Below are 23,134 nucleotides of genomic sequence, written 5' to 3' on the forward strand. Positions count from 1 at the left end.
GGGCTATCGCCAGTAGAGTGTGAGAAGCAATATTTCGAGAGGCTCGAAAGTGTCTAGAGAAGCCGGGGCGATTCAAACGTCTGGCCGAGCCTGCGGCTCAGAGCCTGTGAGTCTGAGGGCCTGTGAGGTAGGAAGCGGCTTGCACACCGGCTAACGGCCATAAAAAAACCGGCGCCTGGGCGCCGGTTTTTGTTCTCCGAGACTCTATTACAGAGAAGCGGTGAAGGTACGGGTGATGACGTCTTGCTGTTGCTCCTTGGTCAAGGAGTTGAAGCGAACGGCATAACCGGATACGCGGATGGTCAACTGCGGATATTTCTCCGGGTTTTCCATGGCGTCCAGCAGCATTTCACGGTTCATTACGTTGACGTTCAGGTGCTGACCACCTTCCAGGTTGGCTTCGTGGTGGAAGTAACCATCCATCAGGCCGGCCAGGTTGGCTTTCTGGGCTTCCATGTCTTTACCCAGCGCGTTCGGCACGATGGAGAAGGTATAGGAGATACCATCTTTGGCGTAGGCGAACGGCAGCTTGGCAACGGACGTCAGGGAAGCAACGGCACCCTTCTGATCACGACCGTGCATCGGGTTGGCACCCGGGCCGAACGGCGCACCGGCGCGACGACCATCCGGGGTGTTACCGGTCTTCTTGCCGTACACCACGTTGGAGGTGATGGTCAGCACGGACTGGGTAGCCACGGCACCGCGGTAGGTGTTGAGCTTCTGGATCTTCTTCATGAAGCGCTCGACCAGGTCGCAGGCGATGTCATCGACGCGAGCGTCGTTGTTGCCGAACTGCGGGTACTCGCCTTCGATTTCGAAGTCGATGGAGACGCCATCGGCATCACGTACCGGCTTGACCTTGGCGTACTTGATGGCAGACAGGGAGTCAGCGGCTACGGACAGACCGGCGATACCACAGGCCATGGTGCGATAGACGTCACGGTCGTGCAGCGCCATCAAGGAGGCTTCGTAGCTGTACTTGTCGTGCATGTAGTGGATGATGTTCAGGGCGGCGACATACTGCTTGGCCAGCCAGTCCATGAAGTGATCCAGTCTGTCCATCACGTCGTTGTAGTCGAGGTACTCGGAGGTGACCATTTCGGTCTTAGGACCGACCTGGATCTTGAGCTTCTCGTCCATACCGCCGTTGATTGCATACAGCATGGTCTTGGCCAGGTTGGCACGGGCACCGAAGAACTGCATCTGTTTGCCGACGATCATCGGGGACACACAGCAAGCGATGGCGTAGTCATCGTTGTTGAAGTCCGGACGCATCAGGTCGTCGTTCTCGTACTGAACGGAAGAGGTCTCGATGGATACCTTGGCGCAGTACTTCTTGAAACCGACCGGCAGCTTCTCGGACCACAGGATGGTCAGGTTCGGCTCAGGGGACGGGCCCATGGTGTACAGGGTGTTCAGCATACGGAAGCTGTTCTTGGTGACCAGGGTACGGCCATCAACGCCCATACCAGCCAGGGTCTCGGTGGCCCACATCGGGTCGCCGGAGAACAGTGAATCGTATTCCGGGGTACGCAGGAAGCGAACCATACGCAGCTTCATGACCATGTGGTCCATCAGCTCCTGGGCTTCTTGCTCGGTGATCAGACCCTTTTGCAGGTCACGCTCGATGTAGATGTCCAGGAAGCTGGAGGTACGACCGAAGGACATGGCCGCGCCGTTCTGGGACTTGACCGCCGCGAGGTAGGCGAAGTAGGTCCACTGTACGGCTTCTTTGGCGGTCTTGGCCGGTACGGAGATGTCGCAGCCATATTTGGCAGCCATCACCTTCATCTGGGCCAGGGCACGGTGCTGCTCGGAGATCTCTTCGCGCAGACGGATGGTGGCTTCCAGGTTGACACCGTTTTCCAGGTCAGCCTGCAGGGACTTGAACTGAGCCAGTTTGTCGGCCATCAGGAAGTCGATACCGTACAGGGCAACACGGCGGTAGTCACCGATGATACGGCCACGGCCGTAGGCATCCGGCAGACCGGTGATGACGCCGGACTTGCGGCAGTTCAGGATGTCTTTGGTGTAGACGTCGAACACGCCCTGGTTGTGAGTCTTGCGGTACTCGGTGAAGATCTTCTCGACCATGGGGTCAAGCTGGCGACCGTACACTTCGCAAGAGGTCTTGACCATCTTGATACCGCCGTTGGCGATGATGGCGCGCTTGAGCGGCTTGTCGGTCTGCAGACCAACGATTTGCTCCAGGCTCTGGTCGATATAGCCGGCATCGTGAGCGGTAATGGTGGAGGGCAGGTCGGTATCAAAATCGACCGGCGCGTGAGTGCGGTTCTCGATCTTGATGCCTTCCATGACCTTGTCCCACAGCTTGGTGGTGGCTTCGGTCGCGCCAGCCAGGAAGGACTCGTCACCTTCATACGGGGTGTAGTTCTTCTGGATGAAGTCACGGGTGTTGACAGAGGTCTGCCATTCACCGGCTGCGAAGCCTTCCCATGCTTTTTGGAACTGTTCGTTAAGTTCTGCCATTTTCATTACCTCTCAAGGTATTTATGTGTCTGCCGCCATCCTTAATGATGGCGACGGAAGATAAACCAGTAAGTCAGCCCAACCATGACGCCACCACCAATGATATTACCGATGGTGACAGGGATGAGGTTGTGCAGGACGAAGTTGGACACGGTCAGGTCGGCAAAGGTCGCCGGATCCTGGCCGATGGCCTGCCAGAATTCCGGGCTCGCGACGCTGTGGATGGCGATACCGACCGGGATCATAAACATGTTTGCGATGCTGTGCTCAAAACCGGAGGCCACGAACATGGCGACGGGGAGCAGCATCACCATCACCTTGTCGGTGGCGCTGCGGGCGCCGAAGGCCATCCACACGGCGAGACACACCATGAGGTTGCAGAGGATGCCAAGGGCCACGGCCTCGAAGAAGGTGTGATGGATCTTGTGCTGGGCCACTTTCATGGCGTTCAGACCCCACTGGCCATCCGCTGCCGTGTATTGTGCCGACATGATGATGAGGCCGACGATGATGAGACCGCCGATGAGGTTGCCGAAGTAGACCAGTCCCCAGTTCTTGAGCAGCTGGGCCCAGCTGATGCGATTCGCCGCCTTGGCTACCAGGGTGAGGGTAGTGGAGGTGAACAGTTCGGCGCCGAGCAGGACGCAGAGGATGAGACCGAGGGAGAAGCAGATGCCGCCCACCAGCTTGGACATGCCCCAGGCCATGCCGCTTGAGCCCGTGGTGACGGTGATATAGAAGACGAAGGCGATGGCGATGAAGGCGCCAGCGGTGATGGCCAGGGGAATGACCTTGTATGCGGGCTTGGTGGCCTTGGCATAGGTAATGTCTTCGGCCAGGGCGGCGATGGCTTCGGGCTTCAGACAATCAAAGGGAGATTCTGCTTTCAATTCTCAGTACCTGCATATTTTGCCTGTGGAAATCATAACAAAGGGGCTGATCCCCAAAATTGACTCCGATCAAGAATTACAGATTGTGAATGTAATTTTACTACAGGATTTTTCGCCATCCGGAAGCGTTTCTTTACACCAGGTTTCAGGTGAAACAGAAATGAGTCTGTTATTAATTTTATGATTTTTAAGAACTTATAAAGGACACCCTGAAAAAAGTACCGGCCAGGCACCTGTGCGGCCGCACTGCACCATGAGTGCCAAATTAACAACCCCCTAAGAGGTATTTTTTGTCTTTTATTTCATCTTTGTGGCACGGCCAGCCAAAGCGTAGACCATAAAACAGAAGGGGCCATAAGGCCCCTTCGTCACACTAGCATATCAGTTCCAGGTATGGATTCGTTTGGCTTTTTGCAATTTCTCGTAAGCGGCCAGCAGTTTCTGGTGCAGCGGGAACTGGGAGAGGGAGAGATCGGCGGCTTCCAGACCGTGGAAGCGCGCCTCGCCGCGGGCGTTGGCCCACGCCTGCGCCAGGGTCTCTTCCCCGAACATGCGGGCGAACACCGGGCGGTACTGCTCGGGGTCGCGTTCCTCGTCCAGGAAGAGCTCGACGCAGGCGCGCAGGGCGCGGTAGTAAGCGGCGCGATCCGCCGGGAACACCGACTGGTTGAACTCCATGGTCCAGTCGATGAGGTCGAGGGCGCTCTCCAGGTCGCCTGCGGCCAGCGCCAGCATGGCTTTGAGCTCACCGACGCGCAGGGTGTGCAGGGCAGTGCCCTTGGCGGCGGCGATGCCGAGCAGCTCGCGCACCCGGGTCCGCTCGTCGTGACCCTCTTCATCCAGCTGGTCGAACAGGGCCATGTACTGCTCTGCGTCCCACTCGAGCGCCGGCAGCGCCAGGATGGTCTCCCGCAGGTGGGCCCCCATGGTGTTATTGGCCAGCAGCAGATCTTCCACCGGATAGATGTCGGACATGCCGGGCACCAGGATACGGCAGGCGTAGACACCCAGGTGCTCGTAGTCGGCGATGTAGACCGGCTGCTCCAGCTCGTGGAAGATGCCGATCAGGTGGTCGAACTCCTCTTGCGAGGTGCCACGGAAGTCCCAGTCGGCAAACTCGAAGTCGGACTCTTCCTTGAACAGATCCCAGCTGATGAGGCCGGAGGAGTCGATGAAGTGGGTCTCCAGGTTGTGGTGATCCGCCACCTGCTCGTTGTCAAACGACGGCGGCACGAAGACGTCCAGATCCTTGAGGCTGCGCCCTTGCAGCAGTTCGGTGACGGTGCGCTCGAAGGCGACCTCGAAGCGCGGGTGGGCGCCGAAGGAGGCAAAGCAGGTGCCGTTGCTCGGGTTGAGCAGCACCACGCAGATGACCGGATAACGGCCGCCGAGGGAGGCATCGAAGCTGTAGATGGGGAAGCCTTCGGCCTCCAGTGCATCGATGGACGCCTTGATGCCGGGGTAACGGGCGATGACCTCGCCCGGGATCTGGGGCAGGCTGATGGCCTCGGCGATGATCTTGTTCTTCACGTGGCGCTCGAACACCTCCGACAGCCCCTGGGCGCGGGCCTCGGTGCGGGTGTTGCCGGCGCTCATGCCGTTGGAAACATACAGGTTGCCGACGATGTTCATCGGGATATAGACGGTCTGGTGGTCGGACTGGCGCTCGAAGGGCAGGGCGACGATGCCGCGCTCCTCGTTGCCGGATTGCAGGTCCACCAGCATGTCGGCGGTCACTTCACCGTCCGGGTTGTAGAACTTGCGGGTGAAGGAGTCGAGCAGACCGGCGGGCAGCTGATCCCCCTCGATGGGGAACCACTTCTCGTTCGGGTAGTGGACGAAGTCGCCATTGGCGACCTGCTCGCCCAGGTAGAAGTCGGCGAAGAAGTAGTTGGTGGAGAGACGCTCGAAATACTCGCCAAGGGCGGAGGCGAGCGCCGCCTTCTTGCTGGCACCTTTGCCGTTGGTGAAGCAGAGGGCGCACTCCTTGTCCCGGATGTGCACGGACCAGACGTTGGGCACGGGGTTGAGCCAGGAGGCCTCTTCGATATCAAACCCCAGGGCTTGCAGCTTGGTCTGGAAGCGTTCGATGGAGTCTTCCAGCGCTGCGTCCTTGCCGGGAATAAAAGTGTGGTCGGTCATCACAATGTCCTGATTTTATGGGCTCATGTTTGGACGCAGATAATAGCATGAGTGACGGGGAAAGCGGCCAGGGCAATGGTGTGGGCTTGCCCAGGTCTGCATTGGATGGGCGGGGTGTGGCAGTGGGGCCGGGCGGTGCGCTGCGGGGCGGCGATTTTTCATGGGAAAGAGGGTTGGGTCATCAGTTTTACTTAACATAATTAAGATAAAGTAAATTTTATTATGACCCTGTGCCCTTCATCATGGCGTCAACCGTTGGCGGGGGAAGGAAAAGAGGGGAACGCCCGTGCCCGTTCCGCCGCCCCGTCTTGATGAACCTTGACCAGGAGTGCTGAATGTTCCCGATGATCCCCCGTATAGACCCCGAGATAGCCAGGTTGGCGCCGGGCTTTTGTGCCCTCAGCATCGTGGTGGAAGCCGCCCCCGTGATTGACACTCTGGTGGGGGAGCGGGCCCTGGCCCGGGCATGTGCGGCCCTTGGCACCGACGAGGCTCCCTGGGCCCTTGAACATCTGGCCGCCTGGGATCAGGTGTTCAAGGGGTTTGGCGCCAAGCCTGCCCGCACGCCCTGCTCGGCCCAGGCACTGCGCAAGCGGGTGCTGCGCGATGGCGTCTTGCCTGCCATCGATCCCGTTGTCGATCTCTACAACGCCATCAGCATCGAGTATGCCATTCCCGTGGGCGGGGAGGATCTGGCGGCCTATGTGGGGACGCCGCGCCTGGTGATTGCCGATGGCAGCGAATGCTTTGACACCCTCAAAGAAGGGCTGCCAACCCAGGAGGCACCGGCTCCCGGAGAGGTGGTGTGGCGGGACGATCTCGGCGTCACCTGTCGCCGCTGGAACTGGCGCCAGGGGATCCGCACTCGCCTGAGCCTCTCTTCCCCCCGGATGTGGTTCATTCTGGAGTGTCTGCCGCCGATGCCGCGCACAGCCTTGTGGGAGGCCGGCGACAGGCTGATTGCCGGTCTTACGCAGATGATGCCTGGGGCCCGCATCGAGCAGACGCTGGTGGAGTGATTGAAGGAGCAGACGAAAAGATAAAAGGAGGCGCCCCATGCTCGCCCGGGCGGTCATGGGGCGGATCTTGCTCGCCATCACGCGCCATGCCACGTCTGTGCCACCCGCCTTTCCCCACCGCCTGCGAACACATCAGCAAGCAGAGGAACACAGCAACATGCCGGGCCGACATCGCCCCCTGGAGCTTGCCACGTCGGGGCCGGTGTACCCGGCCCTTTCAGCGCGCCTAACCGATGAACTTCAACCCCAGAATGCCGACGATGATGAGCAGCAGGCAGAGCACCCGGGCCAGGGTGGCCGGTTCGTTGAACAGCCAGATCCCCATCAGCACGGTGCCGACCGCGCCGATGCCGGTCCAGACCGCATAGGCGGTGCCAAGGGGCAGCTGTTTGACCGCCATGGCGAGCAGCAGCACGCTCACGGCCATGGCGATCAGGGTCAGCAGGGTGGGGAGGGGACGGCTGAAACCGTCGGTGTATTTGAGGCCGATGGCCCAGGCGACCTCGAACAGGCCGGCCAACAGCAGGAGCAACCAGGACATAAGGCAGATTCCGCAGGAAGCAGGGTCGTCCCTGCGTATCAGGAGGCCTCGGGGCCGTCCCCGAGGGGCAGCGGGGCTGCCGGTCGGTCTCAATGATGCCCCAACTGGAAGCAGGATGCCAACCGGCTGCCCGCAGGTCGGCCAGGCCGATGGATATTGCAGCGAATGGCACAGAATATTGCGCAATTCGACTTGCGCCCGCCGCCACAATCCGTAATGTGAACAGACGCATTTTTTGCAACTCATATATTGTGAATCCCTTGTAAACGGCTGGCGCCAAGGCAGGGGGTCACGGGTACCACACACGATTTCTATAAGCAGCTATCCAGGGTAGGACATTATGAAAAAAGTAGGTTTGGTCGGTTGGCGTGGCATGGTGGGTTCGGTCTTGATGAGCCGGATGCAGGAAGAGAAGGATTTTGCCCGTATTCAACCCACCTTCTTCACCACCTCCCAGGCCGGTGAGGCCGCCCCCAATTTTGGCGTCGATGCCGGCACCCTGCAGGACGCTTTCGATCTCGAGGCGCTGGCCGCACAGGACGTCATCATCACCGCCCAGGGCGGCGACTACACCAAGGATGTCTATCCGCGCCTGAAAGCCGCCGGCTGGCAGGGCTACTGGATTGATGCTGCCTCCTCCCTGCGCATGGAGAAGGACGCTGTCATCATCCTGGATCCGGTCAACGGCGACGTCATTGAAGATGCCCTGAACGACGGCATCAAGACCTTCGTTGGCGGCAACTGCACCGTCAGCCTGATGCTGCTGGCCCTGGGTGGCCTGTTCAAGGCCGATCTGGTGGAGTGGGTGAGCGTGGCCACCTATCAGGCGGCCTCCGGTGGTGGTGCCCGCCACATGCGCGAGCTGGTCACCCAGATGGGCATGCTGCGGGATGAAGTGGCGGTGGAGCTGGCGGATCCCGCCTCCGCCATCCTCGACATCGAGCGCAAGATCACCGAGAAGACCCGCTCCGGCACCCTGCCGGTGGACAATTTCGGCGTGCCGCTGGCCGGTGGCCTCATCCCCTGGATCGACACCAAGCTCGACAACGGCCAGAGCCGCGAAGAGTGGAAGGGTCAGGCCGAGACCAACAAGATCCTGGGCATCGAAAACGCCGCCATTCCGGTGGATGGTCTGTGCGTGCGTATCGGTGCCCTGCGCTGCCACAGCCAGGCCTTCACCATCAAGCTGAAAAAAGATGTTCCCTTGGCCGAGATCGAAGCCCTGCTGGCCGCCCACAACGACTGGGTCAAGGTGATCCCCAACGATCGCGACATCACCGCCCGCGAGCTGACCCCGGCTGCCGTTACTGGCACCCTCAGCATCCCGGTGGGTCGTCTGCGCAAGCTCAATATGGGTCCGGAGTACCTGGCCGCCTTTACTGTGGGTGACCAGCTGCTGTGGGGCGCCGCCGAGCCGCTGCGCCGCATGCTCAACATCCTGCTGGCCCGCTGAGGTAGCGGCAGCAGGGAACAAGGAAGGCCTGGCCTTTCTTGTTCCCCTCTTCGTGCCTGTCCATAAAAAAGCGGCATCCCTTGGGATGCCGCTTTTTAATTTATCCAGTTTGACTCTTAGATGTTCTGTGCTTCGTTTGGCACGATGACAGAGGCATGATTTCCTTTCGGCCCCTGCTGCAGTTCAAAGTTGACTGCCTGACCTGCTTTCAAGGTCTTGTAACCTTCCATTTGAATCGTGGAGTAGTGAGCGAAGATGTCTTCACCACCGCCTTCCGGACAGATAAACCCAAATCCTTTTGCGTTGTTGAACCACTTGACTGTTCCGGTTGCCATACATCTACATCCTTTTATTGATTACCCTGAAGTCGTTGAGTAACCTGCGCCAGCCTTATATAACTAGGGCATGACCCCGTAGCAGACGGGCGCCGATTAGCAAGTAACCAATCTAGTCCAACTTTTAAGCGAGTCAAGAAGTTGTTAACAACCGATGTGATCTGGTTAACAAGTCTATTGACAATCTTGAGCGACACGGTAGTAATCTAGAGGTACCAAAGCGCAACTATGAGCAAGCAGAAAGAACTCTTTGCTAATGAAGAGATTGCAGAAGCAGAGAAAACGAAGCTGCAACCGCCACCCATGTACAAGGTCGTCCTGAACAACGACGACTACACACCGATGGAGTTCGTGGTGGAGGTGCTGCAAAGGTTCTTTGGTATGGATCTGGAGAAGGCCACTCAGGTGATGCTGAGCGTGCATTATAGTGGTAAGGGAGTCTGCGGCACATTTACCGCCGAGATTGCCGAGACCAAAGTGGTCCAGGTCAACACCTATTCACGTAACAACGAACATCCACTGCTATGTACCATGGAAAAGGCTTGAATCTGATGACTTGATGGCGATAACGACACCGCATTGTTGCTGTACTGAGGGGAGGTGCCTATGTTGAACAAAGATCTAGAAAAGACGCTGAACGAGGCTTTCAAACTGGCCCGTGACGAGCGCCACGAATTCATGACCGTCGAGCACCTGTTGTTGGCCCTGCTGGATAACAGCTCAGCCCATGAGGCGCTGAGTTCATGTGGTGCGGATGTGGAACAGATGCGCAAAGAGATCCGCGCCTTCATCAATCAAACGACCCCGCTCATCCCCCGTGACGACGAAGACAGGGAAACCCAGCCGACGCTGGGCTTCCAGCGCGTGCTGCAACGTGCCGTCTTCCATGTCCAGTCGTCGGGTAATACCGAGGTGAGCGGTGCCAATGTCCTGGTCGCCATCTTCAGCGAACAAGAGTCCCAGGCCGCCTACTTCCTGAAAAAAGCCGAAATAAGCCGCCTGGATGTGGTGAACTTCCTGTCCCACGGGGTGCGCAAGGACAACAAGCCCGAGAGTGGTGGCAACAATGCGGAATCTGATGACGAGGTATCCTCTGCCCAGATAGAAAGCTTTGCCACCAACCTCAACCAGCTGGTGCTGGAGGGGCGTATCGACCCGCTCATCGGCCGTGATCAGGAGCTCAATCGCACCATTCAGGTATTGTGCCGCCGTCGCAAGAACAACCCCTTGCTGGTCGGGGAAGCCGGGGTGGGCAAGACCGCCATCGCCGAAGGGCTTGCCTACCGTATCGTCAAGGGGGATGTGCCCGAGGTGATTGCGGGTAGCACCATCTACTCCCTGGACATGGGCTCCCTGCTGGCGGGCACCAAGTATCGAGGTGACTTCGAGAAGCGCCTCAAGGTGCTGCTCAAGCAGATCGAACGTCAGGAGGGGGCCATCCTCTTCATCGACGAGATCCACACCATCATTGGCGCTGGTGCGGCTTCCGGTGGCCAGCTGGATGCGGCCAACCTCATCAAGCCGCTGCTCTCCAATGGTCTGCTGCGCTGCGTGGGCTCCACCACCTACCAGGAATATGCCCAGATCTTCGAGAAGGACAGGGCCCTTGCTCGCCGCTTCCAGAAGATCGACATCGTCGAACCCACAGTAGACGACACCACTCGCATTCTGATGGGACTCAAGAGCCGTTATGAGTCTCACCATGGCGTGCGTTACACCGTCAAGGCGATCCGGGCGGCGGTGGAGCTCTCCGCCAAGTACATCAATGATCGCCATCTGCCTGACAAGGCCATCGACGTCATCGACGAAGCGGGGGCAGGGCAACGCCTCTTGCCCGTCAGCAAGCGCAAGAAGGTGATCAATGTGCCGGAAATCGAAGCCATTGTTGCCAAGATTGCCCGTATTCCCGAGAAATCTGTCTCCTCCTCCGACAAGGAAGTGCTGAAGAACCTGGAGCGTAATCTCAAGATGGTGGTGTTCGGGCAGGACAAGGCCATCGAGGTGCTGACCGATGCCATTCGGTTGTCACGTTCAGGGCTTGGCAACGAACGCCGACCTGTGGGCTGCTTCCTGTTTGCCGGCCCGACCGGGGTGGGCAAGACCGAAGTGACCCAGCAACTGGGCAAGGCGCTCGGGGTCGAGGTATTGCGATTTGACATGTCGGAATACATGGAACGCCATACCGTGTCCCGGTTGATCGGGGCTCCTCCCGGTTACGTGGGATTCGAGCAGGGAGGGCTGTTGACCGACTCCGTCCTCAAGCATCCGCACTCCGTCGTGCTGCTTGACGAGATCGAGAAGGCGCACCCGGATGTCTTCAACCTGCTGCTGCAGGTGATGGACAACGGTACCCTGACGGACAACAACGGGCGCAAGGCAGATTTTCGCAATGTGATCCTGGTGATGACCACCAACGCAGGGGTTCAGGAAACCCAGCGCAAGTCCATCGGCTTCCAGCAGCAGGACATGAGCCACGATGCCATGGCGGTGATCAACAAGACGTTCAGTCCGGAGTTCCGCAACCGGCTCGATCACACCATCTGGTTCAACCATCTCGACATGGGAGTGATCCATCAGGTGGTTGACAAGTTCATCGTCGAGCTGCAGGTTCAGCTGGATGCCAAGGGCGTTTCACTGGAGGTGTCTGAAGAGGCGCGCCACTGGTTGGCAGAGAAAGGGTATGACAGGGCAATGGGGGCAAGACCCATGGGCCGGGTCATTCAGGAGCACCTCAAGAAGCCCCTGGCCAACGAGATCCTGTTCGGTTCCCTGGTCGATGGCGGCATTGTGAAGGTCGAGCTGGTGAACAACAGCCTCAGCTTTGATTTTCAGGTCAACGTTGAAGCTGTCTCTCACTGACTGTGAGCAAGGCCGGAAATGACAAAAAACCCCAACCGAGAGGCTGGGGTTTTTTGCTGAATTCCTGGCTTAGCGAGAGCGGAAAACAATACGTCCCTTGGAGAGATCGTACGGAGTCAGAGCCACCGTTACTTTGTCCCCAGTCAGGATACGGATGTAGTTTTTGCGCATCTTGCCGGAAATATGAGCGATAACCACGTGACCATTTTCCAGTTCCACACGGAACATGGTATTGGGCAAGGTTTCGAGAATGGTACCCTGCATCTCAATACTGTCTTCTTTAGCCATTGAATCCTCTTGATAAGCCACAACAAAAAACCGCTGGATCATGCCGGATTTAAGGCTATGTGTAAAGTTTACTCGGGCTTGGTGTCGATTTTTTTCCATTCGCCCTGTACCAGCAGCTCATGGGGCAGGTATTGGCGCTTGTAATTCATCTTGCGGCACTCCTCCACCAGATACCCCAGATAGAGCCACTGACGACCGGTCCGTCTGGCCAGTTCCAACTGGCTCAGGATGGCGAAGGTGCCGAGCGACCGGTCGGCATAGTCGGGGTCGAAGAAGGTGTACATGGCGCTCAGAGAGTGGGGAAGCAGGTCCGTGGTGGCCACGCCGATGAGGCGTCCCTCCTTGCGCATCTCCAGATAGAGGGGGGGCATCCAGTCACAGTGCAGGAACCCCTTGTATTGGGTCCGGCTCGGTGGATACATGCTGCCATCCCGATGACGCTCACGGATATAGCGTTCATAGAGCTGGTAATACTCGGGCTTGTCGTCATAGCTCAGCACGAGCTCGAGATCCCGGTTCAACTGGCGGATGCGCTTCTGCCCACGGCTCGGGATGAAGCGTTCACTGTGTATGCGCAAGGATTGGCAGGCGCTGCAGGCGGGACAGTGAGGACGATAGATGTCGTTGCCACTGCGCCGGAATCCTGCCGTCAGCAGCCGTTCGTACCCGGCGGCGTTGAGCAGTTCATGGTCCATCAGGACCAGCAACTGCTCCTGCTCGTGACCGAGGTAGCTGCACGGGTGCCTGGGGGTCAGCCCGACCTTGAGGATCACTTCTTCACTCATAGGCTGATTCTCCTCGGTTGCCAGCATCCCTCTTGCAACGGTTGCCGGGTCAGGGTGGCCAGGGTGGTCAGAAAGCGCTGCCTTGGCCACTCCTGAACGCCCAGCGTGGCCAGAAAGTCGTTTTGCATCTGGCAGTCGATGAGGGCACCGCCGTGCCCTGCAAAGTGGCGACAGAGGGCCACCATGGCCAGTTTGGCGCCATTGTCGATGCGGCTGAACATGGATTCACCACAAAAGAGTCTGCCCAGGGAGAGACCATAGAGACCTGCCTGCAACTGATCATCCTGCCAGACCTCGATGGAGTGGGCATGACCGAGGCGATGAAGGCGCCGATAGGCATTGATCATGGGGGCACTTATCCAGGTGCCGCTGGCGGTGCGACGAGGCGCGGCGCAGGCTGCAATGACGTCATCAAAGGCGCGATTGATGTAAATCTCGAAGGGGGTGCGGCGCAAACACTTCTGCAGGCTGCGGCCGATGTGGAGTTCCTCGGGCACGATGACTCCCCTGGGATCCGGTGACCACCACAGCAGTGGCTGATGGGGTTCATTCCACGGAAAGATCCCGCTGTGGTAAGCTGCCAGCAATCGAGCGGGGGAGAGATCTCCCCCAATCGCGAGCAGCCCGTTGGGCTCTTCCAGCGCATGGCTGGGGGAGGGAAACCAGCACAGCTCATCATCCAGTTCGGTAAGATAGCGAGACATAAGGCAGAGGTTCATAGATGAAGGCCATTATCCTGATAGTATCCAGCTTGCTTGGCTTTGTCACGGCGCCGGCCTGGAGTGCGGTGTATGAACGCAACACGGCGCGTCCGGTGGAGCAGGTGGTCTTCGGCCAGGTGGATGCGGTGCGCAACATCACCCAGCACCAGATGGTGGAATCAGAGCATTCCGGCTGGAAAACCCTGGGAGGTGCCGTGCTTGGCGGGCTGCTCGGCAACCAGTTTGGCGGTGGGCACGGGCGGGAGATTGCCACTGCGGTCGGGGCGCTGGCGGGAGCGGCGGCGGTGCAGCAGTTTCAGTCAGGGGGCAGCGTGGTGGAGAACAAGCTGGTGGAGCTGCTGATCCGCAACGAGCAGAACGGGCTCATCAACGTGATCCAGGATTACGATCCGGCCATGGTCTTTGCGCAGGGCGACAAGGTGCGCATCCTCTATTTCAGTGATGGGGTGCGGGTCGACAAGACCTATTGAACGGAGAAGAAGGGATTGACCCGGCGGCCGCCACATAAGGGGCGCCGGGCGGTACTACACGGAGTGCCTCTGCTGATGCTTGCTCAGACGTCCTGACAGACTATCTTGTCTCGCCCGGTATTCTTTGCCTGATACAACTGGCGATCTGCTTCGCTCAGCGCCTCGTCCATGGAGAGCCGCCCGACATTGATGACGCCGAAACTGGCGCGTACAAAGAGCGATATCTCCCGCGACAGCGGTTGCTGGCGCATTTGCAGACGAAGCCCTTCCAGTCGCTTGAGCAGCACGGGAACGGGGCAGTGGGGCACCATCAGGGCAAATTCTTCACCACCGAATCGGGCTATCATGGCATCCGGGAAGAACTGGGTGAGCAGCCTGGCCAGATGACAGAGCAGCTGATCGCCGATGGCATGCCCCCAGTGATCATTGACCTGCTTGAAGTGATCCACATCGAGCACGCACAGGGAGAGCTGCGCCTGATGGCGCTGATGCTCCTCGAACCACTTTTGACCCTCGTTGAACCAGTAGCGTCTGTTGTAAAGTCCGGTCAGGTAGTCTCGGTTGGCCGATTCCTGGATGTTGTTGAACTGCTCAAGGGCCTCCAGGTTGTGGCTGACCCGGCACTGCAGCTCCTCGGGTTCAAAGGGCTGATTGAGAAAATCATTCGCCCCTTGCTTGAGGTAGCGTGCCGAGAGGCCGTGTTTGTCCGATACCGAGATGCCGATGATGGCGAGCTGCTGCTTGCTGTAGCGCTCGCGCAGCATTCGCACCAGGCTGATGCCATCGATCTCCGGCATGTAGTAGTCCACCAGCATCAGGCGAATGGCGGGGTGCTGCTCGAGCTGCGCCAGCGCATCGCGGGCTGAATTGGCCTCGTGCACCTGCAACAACTGCTTGCGCAACTGGGCCGCGGTACGGTGACGGGAGGTGCGTGAATCGTCGACCACCAAGACTTCGATGGCCTGGTTGAGGTAGAGGCGGTGCACCAGACCGACGGCATATTGCAGGGAGTGACGTGAATCCTTCATCACGTAGTCCAGCACCCCGGCCTCCAGCCAGGCTTCCCGCTTCTCTTCGCTGATGTCGGCCGTCAGGATCACCACCGGCAGCCCACGCTCCCTCAGCACATTGACAGCCTCTCCGCCGGGGGCGTCCGGCAGGGTGAGATCCACCAGGGCGACCACATAATCTTCCCCATGGCAATCGCGAGCCCCTTCAAGGGTGTCGAAGGCGTCGATTTCCAGCCCTGTCTGCTGCGCAATGGCCTGGGTCAGCATGCGGCGTACCGTCAGGCTGTCTTCCACTATCATTATTTTTCGTTTCATCCTGCTCCTTGCAATAAAAAAGGGCATGCCAACTGGCATGCCCTTTATATCCTTCCGATTATTGTGCGTCCAGATATCGCTCTGCATCGAGGGCGGCCATGCAGCCGGTTCCTGCGGAGGTGATCGCCTGGCGGTAGACGTGGTCGGCCACGTCGCCAGCGGCGAACACGCCCGGGATACTGGTCTGGGTTGCGAACCCTTCCAGTCCGCCACGCACTTTCAGATAGCCGTTTTCCATCGCCAGCTGCCCTTCGAAGATCTGGGTGTTGGGCTGGTGACCGATGGCGATGAAGACCCCCATCAGCGGCAGCTCGGAGGTGGTGTCATCCCGGGTGCTGCGCAGGCGCACACCGGTGACGCCCATGTCGTCACCCAGTACTTCGTCCAGGGTCTGATGGGTGTGCAGGACGATATTGCCGCTCTCGACCTTGTCGTTGAGGCGCTTGATCAGGATCTTCTCGGCGCGGAACTCGTCGCGGCGATGGATGAGGTGCACCTTCTTGGCGATGTTGGCCAGATAGAGTGCCTCTTCCACGGCGGTGTTGCCGCCGCCGACCACGGCGACTTCCTGATTGCGGTAGAAGAAGCCGTCACAGGTGGCGCAGGCGGAGACGCCGCGGCCCTTGAAGGCCTCTTCGGAGGGCAGACCCAGGTATTTGGCGGAGGCGCCGGTGGCGAGGATCAGCGCATCGCAGGTGTATTCCCCGTTGTCGCCCTTGAGGCGGAAGGGACGCTCGGTCAGCGTCACTTCATTGATGTGATCAAAGAGGATGCGGGTATCGAACTTCTCTGCATGCTCTTTCATGCGCTCCATCAGGGCCGGGCCGGTCAGCCCTTCCGCGTCCCCTGGCCAGTTTTCCACTTCGGTGGTGGTGGTCAGCTGACCACCTTGCTGCATGCCGGTGATGAGCAGGGGATTGAGGTTGGCGCGAGCGGCATAGACGGCCGCAGTGTAACCTGCCGGACCGGATCCCAGGATCAGCAGTTTGCTGTGAGTGACTTGGCTCATGATGTGATTTCCGAGACGTGATGAGTTTGCGCGATTGTAGGTAATTCGTGATCCGTGGTCAAAGGCCAGCGCATCGATTGGGGCAATCGCCAACAAGAGGGGTGAGCCGGGGATGGCAGGCATAAAAAAACCGCCCATCGCGGGCGGATTTTCACTCATCTACCTCCCTTTGCAGGGACGCGATCAGTTCAGCAGGGTCAGGGGATCCGTGTAAGCCAGGTTGTGGGCCACGGCAACCTCCTTGCAGGTGATTTTGCCCGCCATCACGTTCAGGCCGTGCAACAGGTGGGGATCGGCGAGCAGAGCGTTGCGATAGCCCTGTTCGGCCAGCTTGATGATGAAGGGGAGGGTGGCGTTGTTCAGGGCCACGGTGGAGGTCCGCGCCACGGCACCCGGCATGTTGGCCACGCAGTAGTGCACCACTTCGTCGACGATGAAGGTGGGATCTTCATGGGTGGTGGCATGGGAGGTCTCGACACAGCCGCCCTGATCGATGGCCACGTCCACGATGGCCGCACCGGGTTTCATGCGAGCAATGTGGTCACGGCTGACAAGTTTTGGCGCAGTGGCGCCAGGCACCAGCACGCCGCCGATGACCAGGTCCGCCGCCAGCAGATGGCGCTCCAGGGTCTCGCGGTTGGAGTAGACCACCTTGGCAGCCCCTTGGAACTCGCTGTCGAGACGGCGCAGGGTATCGACGTTGTTGTCGAGGATGGTGACGTCGGCACGCAGGCCGACGGCCATGCGGGCTGCGTTGGAGCCCACCACACCACCACCGATGATCACCACCTTGGCCGGTTCCACACCGGGCACACCACCGAGCAGTACGCCGCTGCCGCCACGGGATTTCTCCAGTGCCTGGGCACCGGCCTGAATAGACATGCGTCCGGCCACTTCCGACATGGGGGCCAGCAGGGGCAGACCGCCACGACCGTCTGTGACGGTTTCATAGGCGATGCAGACGGCACCACTGTCGATGAGATCCTGGGTCTGGGCCAGGTCCGGCGCCAGATGCAGATAGGTAAAGAGGGTCTGGCCGGGACGCAGCATGGCCCGTTCCACTGCCTGGGGTTCCTTGACCTTGACGATCATCTCCGCCTTGGCGAAAACTTCGGCAGCGGAGGCCAGGATCTCGGCTCCGGCAGCCAGATAATCTGCGTCACTGAACCCAATGCCATTTCCTGCGCCGCTTTGGACGAAAACAGTATGGTTTCGTGCTGTCAGTTCACGTACACTGGCCGGAACCATGCCTACGCGATATTCATGGTTTTTTATTTCCTTAGGTACACCGATAATCATGCTATCCCTCGTCTATCGATTGGTGGTTTATGTTGCCTAGATGTTAAGCGACATTTGCGCCTAGTATATTCAGGTATTGACAGGATTTGTGACCATTATTATAAAATGACTGGTGATTCTTACCAAAAAATAGCCAAAGGATGGAATTAAATGATGGAAGCTAAGAGTCGGCTAAAGGATTTGGACAGGATTGACCGCAACATTCTGAATGAACTGCAAAAGGATGGCAGGATTTCGAACGTTGAGTTGTCCAAACGAGTTGGCCTGAGTCCCACACCGTGTCTGGAACGGGTTCGTCGCCTCGAGCGACAAGGGTATATCGAAGGATATGCCGCCATTCTGAACCCTCATTATCTGGACGCGTCTCTGCTGGTGTTCGTGGAAATTACCCTCAATCGTGGCGCCCCCGATGTGTTCGAGCAGTTCAACAAGGCTGTTCAGGTGCTCGAAGAGATCCAGGAGTGCCATCTGGTGTCCGGTGATTTCGACTATCTGCTCAAGACCCGCGTCAGCGACATGTCCGCTTACCGCCGCCTGCTGGGTGAAACCCTGCTGCGTCTGCCGGGCGTGAACGACACCCGCACCTACGTGGTGATGGAAGAGGTCAAACAGAGCAGTCGTCTGGTGATCAGCACCCGATAAGCGGGGTTGTGCTGTGACTTGCAAGTTCCATGACGAGTCACGATAGTCAGAAACGAGCGGCCGGTCCGCTCGTTTCTTCTTATAGAGAGTTTCAGGCCCGCCCTCAGGCACTGGCTGACAATCGGTGGGCTTTTCAGGGATACTAGGCCCCCTATCCCCGCATTCATGTTTTCACAAAGGAGCCGGAGTTTGGCCGATAAAAAGCTGTTTACTCCTTTATCAGGTACACAACGGATCTTCGAGGCCGTCTTGATCGCCATCACCCTGATGGCTGCCTATCTTTTGCTTGCCCTGCTGACCTACCATCCCGCCGATCCCGGTTGGTCGCAAACCTCCTGGCAAGGGGAGGTGAAAAACCTCGCGGGCAGCGCCGGTGCCTGGCTCGCCGACATCACCATGTTTACCTTCGGGGCCTTCTCCTATCTGGTGCCCCCCCTGGTAGTGCTGCTTGGCTGGAGCCTGTTCTGGCGCCCGAGCAAGCTGCTGGAAGTGGATTACCTCACCCTGTCGGTACGGATCATCGGCTTCGTGCTGACGGTGCTTGGCATGTCCGCCATCGCCAGCATGAACTTCAACGACTTGCAGAACTTTTCCGCCGGCGGCCTGGTGGGGGATGTGATCGCCTCCGCCGTGGTGCCGCTGTTTGGCGGCGTGGGGGCCAACCTGATGCTGCTCTGCTTCGTGGCGACCGGCATCACCCTCTTTACCGGCTGGTCCTGGCTCACCATTGTCGAGCGCATCGGTGCCGCCTGCACCGGCTCCGTCAGCGCCATCTACCATTTCCCCACCACACTGGGCCGCTGGCTCACCGGTGGCTGGCGCCAGCCCCGCTATGAGGGGCCGGATCCCCTGCTGGAAGGGGGCGTGGGTAGCTTCGATCAGGAAGAGGATGACGAAGACCCCCACAGCAGCTGGACACGCAACCCCAAGGCGAAGAATCGCGCTCAAAAGACAAAAGCTGACGAATGGCTGCCGGAGCTTGACGAAGACACCTTCCAGTTCGATCCGCAGTTTGACGACGAAGAGGACGAGGCTCCGGCGCCTGCCGCCAAGGGCAAGCGCGTGGCCAATGGCCGTCCGCGTCCCGCCGTGCGCCAGGAAGAAGATGACCTCGACTTGCCCTGGGCGGAGGGGGATGACGAACCCGATGCTCCCGTTACCGCTGCTCCGGTGAAAGCCAAGCGCCGTCCCCAGCCCGGTCTGGCCCCTTTGCCGAGCATCGATCTGCTGGACAGGCCGCCCGCCAAGACCCAGATGATGAGCAAGGACGAGCTGGAGCGCATGGGCCGGCTGGTGGAGGCGAAGCTCGCCGATTACAACGTGCAGGCCAAGGTGGTGGGCGTCTATCCCGGTCCCGTCATTACCCGCTTCGAGCTGGACCTGGCGCCGGGCATGAAGGCGAGCAAGATCACCAATCTTTCCCGGGATCTCGCCCGTTCTCTGTCGGCCAGCAGCGTGCGGGTGGTGGAAGTGATCCCGGGCAAGACGTTCGTCGGGATCGAGCTGCCCAACCGGGTACGCCAGACCGTCTACCTGCGGGAAACCCTCGACTGCGAGGCGTTCGCGGCCAGCCGCAATCCGCTCACCATGGGGCTGGGTCAGGATATCGCGGGGGAACCCGTGGTGGTGAACCTCGCCAAGATGCCCCACCTGCTGGTGGCCGGTACCACGGGCTCGGGCAAGTCGGTGGGGGTGAACACCATGATCATCTCCATGCTCTACAAATCCTCCCCCGAGGATCTGCGCTTCATCATGATCGACCCCAAGATGCTGGAGCTCTCGGTCTATGAAGGCATTCCGCATCTGCTGACCGAGGTGGTCACCGACATGAAGGATGCCGCCAACGCCCTGCGCTGGTGCGTAGGCGAGATGGAGCGTCGTTACAAGCTGATGTCCGCGGTCGGGGTGCGCAACCTCAAGGGGTACAACGACAAGGTGCTGGCCGCCATCGAGGCGGGGGATCCCCTGGTCGACCCCCTGTGGCGTCCGGGTGACTCCATGGATCAGATGCCGCCGGAGCTGGAAAAACTGCCCCACATCGTGGTGGTGGTGGACGAGTTCGCCGACATGATGATGATCGTCGGCAAGAAGGTGGAGGAGCTTATCGCCCGTATCGCCCAGAAGGCACGGGCGGCCGGTATTCACCTTATCCTCGCGACCCAGCGTCCGTCAGTGGATGTCATTACCGGCCTCATCAAGGCCAACATCCCGACCCGTATCTCCTTCCAGGTGTCGAGCAAGATCGATTCGCGCACCATCCTGGACCAGGGGGGCGCCGAATCCCTGCTCGGCATGGGTGACATGCTCTACATGCCTGCCGGCACCTCCAACCCCACCCGTGTCCACGGTGCCTTCGTCGATGACCACGAGGTACACAAGGTGGTGGCGGACTGGAAACTGCGTGGCGAGCCGGATTACATCGACGAGATCCTCTCCGGCGAGTCGGACGGCGAGGGCGGCGGTGGCGACTTCGGCGGGGGCGGCGATGAAGAGCTCGATCCCCTGTTCGACGAGGCGGTGGCCTTCGTGGTGGAATCCCGCCGTGGCTCCACCTCCAGCGTCCAGCGCAAGTTCAAGATCGGTTACAACCGGGCGGCCCGTCTCATCGAGCAGATGGAAAACCAGGGCATCGTCAGCGCCCCGGGCGGCAACGGCCAGCGCGACGTGCTGGCCCCGCCGCCGGTTCGTGACTAAGCCTAACTCCTGTATCATTCTGGCCATGCCCTTTGCGGGCGTGGCCTTTTATCGAGAACCTCCCTATGAAGAGCCTGATGAAAAAACAACTGTTGATGGGTTCCATTCTGCTGGTTGCCAGCAGCCAGGTGTGGGCCGATGCGGCCAGCGATCTCAAGGAGAAGCTCTCCTCCGTCAATGTCTTCTCCGCGACGTTTGCCCAGACCGTCTATGACAGCAAGGGCAAGGAGCTGCAAAAGGCGAGCGGTTCCCTGCTGGTACAGCGACCCAACCGCTTCAACTGGCACACTACCTCCCCGGACGAGAGTTTGATCGTGGCCGATGGCAAGGATGTGTGGGTGTACGATCCCTTCGTTGAGCAGGTCACCGCCCTCAAGATGAAGGATGCGGTGCTCAACACCCCCTTCGTGCTCATCGCGGGCAACGACAACAGCCTCTGGAAGAACTATGACGTGACCCAGGAAGGGGATGTCTACACCGTCACCAGCCGCAACAAGGACGAGTTGATCGCCTCCTTTCGCATCACCTTCGACCGTCAGAACAACATCAGTCGCTTCGACGTGAAAGAGGCCCAGGGCCAGTGGAGCGAGTTCACCCTGAGCAGCTTCAACCGCAAGCCGGTGCTCAAGGGCAACGAATTTGTCTTCAAGATCCCGAAGGGGGTCGAGTTGGACGACCAGCGCTGATGAGCCAGCCGTTACCGGCGTTATCGTCTGACCGGGTGTTGTTTATGACCGATCAGATGCAAGGTCAATGCAGATGAGCAATTTATCCCTGGATTTCTCCTCGGACTTTCGTCCGCTTGCGGCCCGGATGCGGCCGCAAACCCTCGAGCAGTACATCGGCCAGCAGCATATCCTGGGGCCGGACAAGCCCCTGCGAAAAGCGATCCTGGCGGGGCACTGCCACTCCATGATCCTCTGGGGGCCCCCCGGCACCGGCAAGACCACACTGGCAGAACTGGTTGCCCACTACTGCCAGGCGGAGGTGGAGCGGCTCTCGGCGGTCACCTCCGGCATCAAGGAGATCCGCGCGGCCCTCGACAAGGCGAAGGAGAACGGCTGGCGCGGGGTGCGCACCATCCTGTTCGTGGATGAAGTCCACCGCTTCAACAAGAGCCAGCAGGATGTCTTCCTGCCCCACATCGAAGACGGCACCATCACCTTCATCGGCGCCACCACCGAGAACCCCTCGTTCGAGCTCAACAATGCGCTGCTCTCCCGGGCCCGGGTCTATCTGCTCAAGAGGCTGGAGGAGCAGGACATCCTCGCCATGATCGATCAGGCGATGCAGGACCCGCGCGGTCTCAATGACCCTAGCCTGCGCTTTGCCCCCGGGGCCAAGGAGGCGCTGGCGAAAGCCGTGGACGGAGACGGGCGCAAGTCTCTGAACTATCTGGAGCTCCTGGCCGACATGGCCGAGGCCGACAGCTCAGGGGCGCGGGTGATCGACAGTACCCTGCTCGCCGCCGTGGTGGGGGAGCACGTGGCCCGTTTCGACAAGGGCGGCGATCACTTTTACGACCTCATCTCGGCGGTGCACAAGTCCATTCGCGGCTCGGCACCGGATGCGGCCCTCTACTGGTATGCCCGCATGGTGAGCGCCGGCTGCGATCCCCTCTACATCGCCCGCCGCTTGCTGGCCATTGCCTCGGAAGACGTGGGCAACGCCGATCCCCGTGCCATGCAGGTGGCGCTCTCGGCCTGGGACTGCTTCCATCGCATCGGTCCGGCGGAAGGGGAGCGGGCCATCGCCCAGGCCATCGTCTACCTCGCCTGCGCCCCCAAGAGCAATGCGGTCTACACCGCCTGGAAGGCGGCGCTTCACGACGCCAAGAACCTGCCGGACTTCGAGGTGCCACCGCACCTTCGCAATGCCCCTACCAAGCTCATGAGCGAGCTGGGCTACGGCGCCGAGTATCGCTACGCCCACGACGAGCCGGGGGCCTATGCCGCCGGCGAGCAGTACTTCCCCCCGGAGCTTGCCGGCAAGCAGTACTATCAACCCACCGAGCGGGGGCTTGAGAAGCAGATAGCCCAGAAGCTCGACTATCTGCACGAGCTGGACAAGCAGAGCCCGCGCAAGCGATAGGAAAGACCTTCAAGCCCCTCGCCCGGAACGCGCACGGCAAGGCTATCAGGAGAGGGGGGCCCGGCAAAAACGGGCGCAAT

Annotated in this window: 20 protein-coding genes; 9 read left to right on the forward strand and 11 right to left on the reverse strand. The window is 59.8% G+C overall.

Features of this window, described 5'->3' with window-relative positions; all coding sequences use genetic code 11:
• Nucleotides 1–207 precede the first annotated feature (207 nt).
• The 3 genes from pflB to ycaO all read right to left on the reverse strand — a co-directional run bounded on the left by pflB (nucleotide 208) and on the right by ycaO (nucleotide 5,522).
• Nucleotides 208–2,490 carry a formate C-acetyltransferase gene (pflB, locus tag BGO64_RS02745; protein WP_010674504.1) on the reverse strand — a complete coding sequence of 761 codons (2,283 nt, stop codon included), beginning with the start codon at nucleotides 2,488–2,490 and terminating at the stop codon, nucleotides 208–210.
• Between the two features lie 41 nt (nucleotides 2,491–2,531).
• Nucleotides 2,532–3,380, reverse strand: a complete 849-nt coding sequence (gene focA, locus BGO64_RS02750; RefSeq protein ID WP_128345702.1) for a formate transporter FocA — start codon at nucleotides 3,378–3,380, stop codon at nucleotides 2,532–2,534.
• A gap of 381 nt (nucleotides 3,381–3,761) precedes the next feature.
• Nucleotides 3,762–5,522 (reverse strand): 30S ribosomal protein S12 methylthiotransferase accessory factor YcaO, encoded by a 1,761-nt coding sequence (gene ycaO / locus BGO64_RS02755; protein WP_286700117.1) that lies wholly within the window; start codon nucleotides 5,520–5,522, stop codon nucleotides 3,762–3,764.
• A 335-nt stretch (nucleotides 5,523–5,857) separates the two neighbouring features.
• Between ycaO and BGO64_RS02760 the strand changes: the two genes are divergently transcribed.
• Nucleotides 5,858–6,541: a B3/B4 domain-containing protein gene (locus tag BGO64_RS02760; protein WP_239053458.1), complete on the forward strand. Its 684-nt coding sequence runs from the start codon at nucleotides 5,858–5,860 to the stop codon at nucleotides 6,539–6,541.
• A gap of 226 nt (nucleotides 6,542–6,767) precedes the next feature.
• Here the strand turns inward: BGO64_RS02760 and sugE are convergent, their stop codons facing one another.
• Entirely contained in the window at nucleotides 6,768–7,082 is a 315-nt protein-coding gene (sugE, locus tag BGO64_RS02765; RefSeq protein ID WP_041215293.1) for a quaternary ammonium compound efflux SMR transporter SugE, read from the reverse strand.
• A 340-nt stretch (nucleotides 7,083–7,422) separates the two neighbouring features.
• Here sugE and asd point away from each other — a divergent pair, with 340 nt between their 5' ends.
• Entirely contained in the window at nucleotides 7,423–8,535 is a 1,113-nt protein-coding gene (gene asd, locus BGO64_RS02770) for an aspartate-semialdehyde dehydrogenase (protein WP_286700118.1), read from the forward strand.
• A gap of 116 nt (nucleotides 8,536–8,651) precedes the next feature.
• Here asd and cspD read toward each other — a convergent pair whose 3' ends face one another.
• The gene (cspD, locus tag BGO64_RS02775; RefSeq protein ID WP_010674510.1) at nucleotides 8,652–8,870 is read right to left on the reverse strand and encodes a cold shock-like protein CspD; all 219 of its coding nucleotides are present in this window, start codon (nucleotides 8,868–8,870) and stop codon (nucleotides 8,652–8,654) included.
• A 228-nt stretch (nucleotides 8,871–9,098) separates the two neighbouring features.
• Between cspD and clpS the strand changes: the two genes are divergently transcribed.
• Nucleotides 9,099–9,416: an ATP-dependent Clp protease adapter ClpS gene (clpS, locus tag BGO64_RS02780; RefSeq protein ID WP_005325410.1), complete on the forward strand. Its 318-nt coding sequence runs from the start codon at nucleotides 9,099–9,101 to the stop codon at nucleotides 9,414–9,416.
• 60 nt (nucleotides 9,417–9,476) lie between these two features.
• Nucleotides 9,477–11,729 carry an ATP-dependent Clp protease ATP-binding subunit ClpA gene (gene clpA, locus BGO64_RS02785; protein ID WP_010674511.1) on the forward strand — a complete coding sequence of 751 codons (2,253 nt, stop codon included), beginning with the start codon at nucleotides 9,477–9,479 and terminating at the stop codon, nucleotides 11,727–11,729.
• 69 nt (nucleotides 11,730–11,798) lie between these two features.
• On the opposite strand, the gene infA is transcribed toward clpA, so the two are convergent.
• The 3 genes from infA to aat all read right to left on the reverse strand — a co-directional run bounded on the left by infA (nucleotide 11,799) and on the right by aat (nucleotide 13,506).
• Nucleotides 11,799–12,017, reverse strand: a complete 219-nt coding sequence (gene infA, locus BGO64_RS02790; protein ID WP_005300033.1) for a translation initiation factor IF-1 — start codon at nucleotides 12,015–12,017, stop codon at nucleotides 11,799–11,801.
• A 68-nt stretch (nucleotides 12,018–12,085) separates the two neighbouring features.
• Entirely contained in the window at nucleotides 12,086–12,802 is a 717-nt protein-coding gene (locus tag BGO64_RS02795; protein WP_045524744.1) for an arginyltransferase, read from the reverse strand.
• Nucleotides 12,799–13,506, reverse strand: coding sequence for a leucyl/phenylalanyl-tRNA--protein transferase (gene aat, locus BGO64_RS02800; protein WP_286700119.1), 708 nt, complete (start codon nucleotides 13,504–13,506; stop codon nucleotides 12,799–12,801). The genes BGO64_RS02795 and aat overlap by 4 nt, the downstream gene beginning before the upstream one ends.
• A gap of 17 nt (nucleotides 13,507–13,523) precedes the next feature.
• Between aat and BGO64_RS02805 the strand changes: the two genes are divergently transcribed.
• On the forward strand, nucleotides 13,524–13,994 hold the full coding sequence (locus BGO64_RS02805; RefSeq protein WP_042878043.1) for an outer membrane lipoprotein: 471 nt from the start codon (nucleotides 13,524–13,526) through the stop codon (nucleotides 13,992–13,994).
• A gap of 83 nt (nucleotides 13,995–14,077) precedes the next feature.
• Here the strand turns inward: BGO64_RS02805 and BGO64_RS02810 are convergent, their stop codons facing one another.
• The 3 genes from BGO64_RS02810 to ald all read right to left on the reverse strand — a co-directional run bounded on the left by BGO64_RS02810 (nucleotide 14,078) and on the right by ald (nucleotide 17,627).
• Entirely contained in the window at nucleotides 14,078–15,319 is a 1,242-nt protein-coding gene (locus tag BGO64_RS02810) for a diguanylate cyclase (protein WP_029314438.1), read from the reverse strand.
• Nucleotides 15,320–15,377: 58 nt separating this feature from the next.
• Nucleotides 15,378–16,328, reverse strand: a complete 951-nt coding sequence (gene trxB / locus BGO64_RS02815; RefSeq protein WP_010674516.1) for a thioredoxin-disulfide reductase — start codon at nucleotides 16,326–16,328, stop codon at nucleotides 15,378–15,380.
• A gap of 183 nt (nucleotides 16,329–16,511) precedes the next feature.
• On the reverse strand, nucleotides 16,512–17,627 hold the full coding sequence (ald, locus tag BGO64_RS02820; protein ID WP_010674517.1) for an alanine dehydrogenase: 1,116 nt from the start codon (nucleotides 17,625–17,627) through the stop codon (nucleotides 16,512–16,514).
• 150 nt (nucleotides 17,628–17,777) lie between these two features.
• Between ald and lrp the strand changes: the two genes are divergently transcribed.
• The 4 genes from lrp (at nucleotide 17,778) to BGO64_RS02840 (ending at nucleotide 23,054) form a co-directional block, all read left to right on the forward strand.
• On the forward strand, nucleotides 17,778–18,269 hold the full coding sequence (gene lrp, locus BGO64_RS02825; protein WP_005300047.1) for a leucine-responsive transcriptional regulator Lrp: 492 nt from the start codon (nucleotides 17,778–17,780) through the stop codon (nucleotides 18,267–18,269).
• 189 nt (nucleotides 18,270–18,458) lie between these two features.
• Nucleotides 18,459–20,963 carry a DNA translocase FtsK gene (locus BGO64_RS02830; protein ID WP_286700120.1) on the forward strand — a complete coding sequence of 835 codons (2,505 nt, stop codon included), beginning with the start codon at nucleotides 18,459–18,461 and terminating at the stop codon, nucleotides 20,961–20,963.
• A gap of 77 nt (nucleotides 20,964–21,040) precedes the next feature.
• Nucleotides 21,041–21,649 (forward strand): outer membrane lipoprotein periplasmic chaperone LolA, encoded by a 609-nt coding sequence (gene lolA, locus BGO64_RS02835; protein ID WP_039039163.1) that lies wholly within the window; start codon nucleotides 21,041–21,043, stop codon nucleotides 21,647–21,649.
• Nucleotides 21,650–21,716: 67 nt separating this feature from the next.
• The gene (locus BGO64_RS02840) at nucleotides 21,717–23,054 is read left to right on the forward strand and encodes a replication-associated recombination protein A (RefSeq protein ID WP_041211365.1); all 1,338 of its coding nucleotides are present in this window, start codon (nucleotides 21,717–21,719) and stop codon (nucleotides 23,052–23,054) included.
• The last annotated feature ends 80 nt before the right edge of the window (nucleotides 23,055–23,134 follow it).

The sequence above is a fragment of the Aeromonas sp. 62-46 genome (assembly GCF_001898585.1).
GTDB lineage: Bacteria > Pseudomonadota > Gammaproteobacteria > Enterobacterales > Aeromonadaceae > Aeromonas > Aeromonas caviae.

Excerpts from the sequence above, each read along its gene's own strand:
- ycaO (WP_286700117.1), bottom strand. The coding sequence starts at position 5,522 with ATGACCGACCACACTTTTATTCCCGGCAAGGACGCAGCGCTGGAAGAC.
- clpS (WP_005325410.1), top strand. The coding sequence starts at position 9,099 with ATGAGCAAGCAGAAAGAACTCTTTGCTAATGAAGAGATTGCAGAAGCA.
- infA (WP_005300033.1), bottom strand. The coding sequence starts at position 12,017 with ATGGCTAAAGAAGACAGTATTGAGATGCAGGGTACCATTCTCGAAACC.
- clpA (WP_010674511.1), top strand. The coding sequence starts at position 9,477 with ATGTTGAACAAAGATCTAGAAAAGACGCTGAACGAGGCTTTCAAACTG.
- asd (WP_286700118.1), top strand. The coding sequence starts at position 7,423 with ATGAAAAAAGTAGGTTTGGTCGGTTGGCGTGGCATGGTGGGTTCGGTC.
- aat (WP_286700119.1), bottom strand. The coding sequence starts at position 13,506 with ATGTCTCGCTATCTTACCGAACTGGATGATGAGCTGTGCTGGTTTCCC.
- lolA (WP_039039163.1), top strand. The coding sequence starts at position 21,041 with ATGAAAAAACAACTGTTGATGGGTTCCATTCTGCTGGTTGCCAGCAGC.
- ald (WP_010674517.1), bottom strand. The coding sequence starts at position 17,627 with ATGATTATCGGTGTACCTAAGGAAATAAAAAACCATGAATATCGCGTA.
- BGO64_RS02760 (WP_239053458.1), top strand. The coding sequence starts at position 5,858 with ATGTTCCCGATGATCCCCCGTATAGACCCCGAGATAGCCAGGTTGGCG.
- BGO64_RS02810 (WP_029314438.1), bottom strand. The coding sequence starts at position 15,319 with ATGAAACGAAAAATAATGATAGTGGAAGACAGCCTGACGGTACGCCGC.
- sugE (WP_041215293.1), bottom strand. The coding sequence starts at position 7,082 with ATGTCCTGGTTGCTCCTGCTGTTGGCCGGCCTGTTCGAGGTCGCCTGG.
- cspD (WP_010674510.1), bottom strand. The coding sequence starts at position 8,870 with ATGGCAACCGGAACAGTCAAGTGGTTCAACAACGCAAAAGGATTTGGG.
- lrp (WP_005300047.1), top strand. The coding sequence starts at position 17,778 with ATGATGGAAGCTAAGAGTCGGCTAAAGGATTTGGACAGGATTGACCGC.
- BGO64_RS02795 (WP_045524744.1), bottom strand. The coding sequence starts at position 12,802 with ATGAGTGAAGAAGTGATCCTCAAGGTCGGGCTGACCCCCAGGCACCCG.
- pflB (WP_010674504.1), bottom strand. The coding sequence starts at position 2,490 with ATGGCAGAACTTAACGAACAGTTCCAAAAAGCATGGGAAGGCTTCGCA.
- trxB (WP_010674516.1), bottom strand. The coding sequence starts at position 16,328 with ATGAGCCAAGTCACTCACAGCAAACTGCTGATCCTGGGATCCGGTCCG.
- BGO64_RS02840 (WP_041211365.1), top strand. The coding sequence starts at position 21,717 with ATGCAGATGAGCAATTTATCCCTGGATTTCTCCTCGGACTTTCGTCCG.
- BGO64_RS02805 (WP_042878043.1), top strand. The coding sequence starts at position 13,524 with ATGAAGGCCATTATCCTGATAGTATCCAGCTTGCTTGGCTTTGTCACG.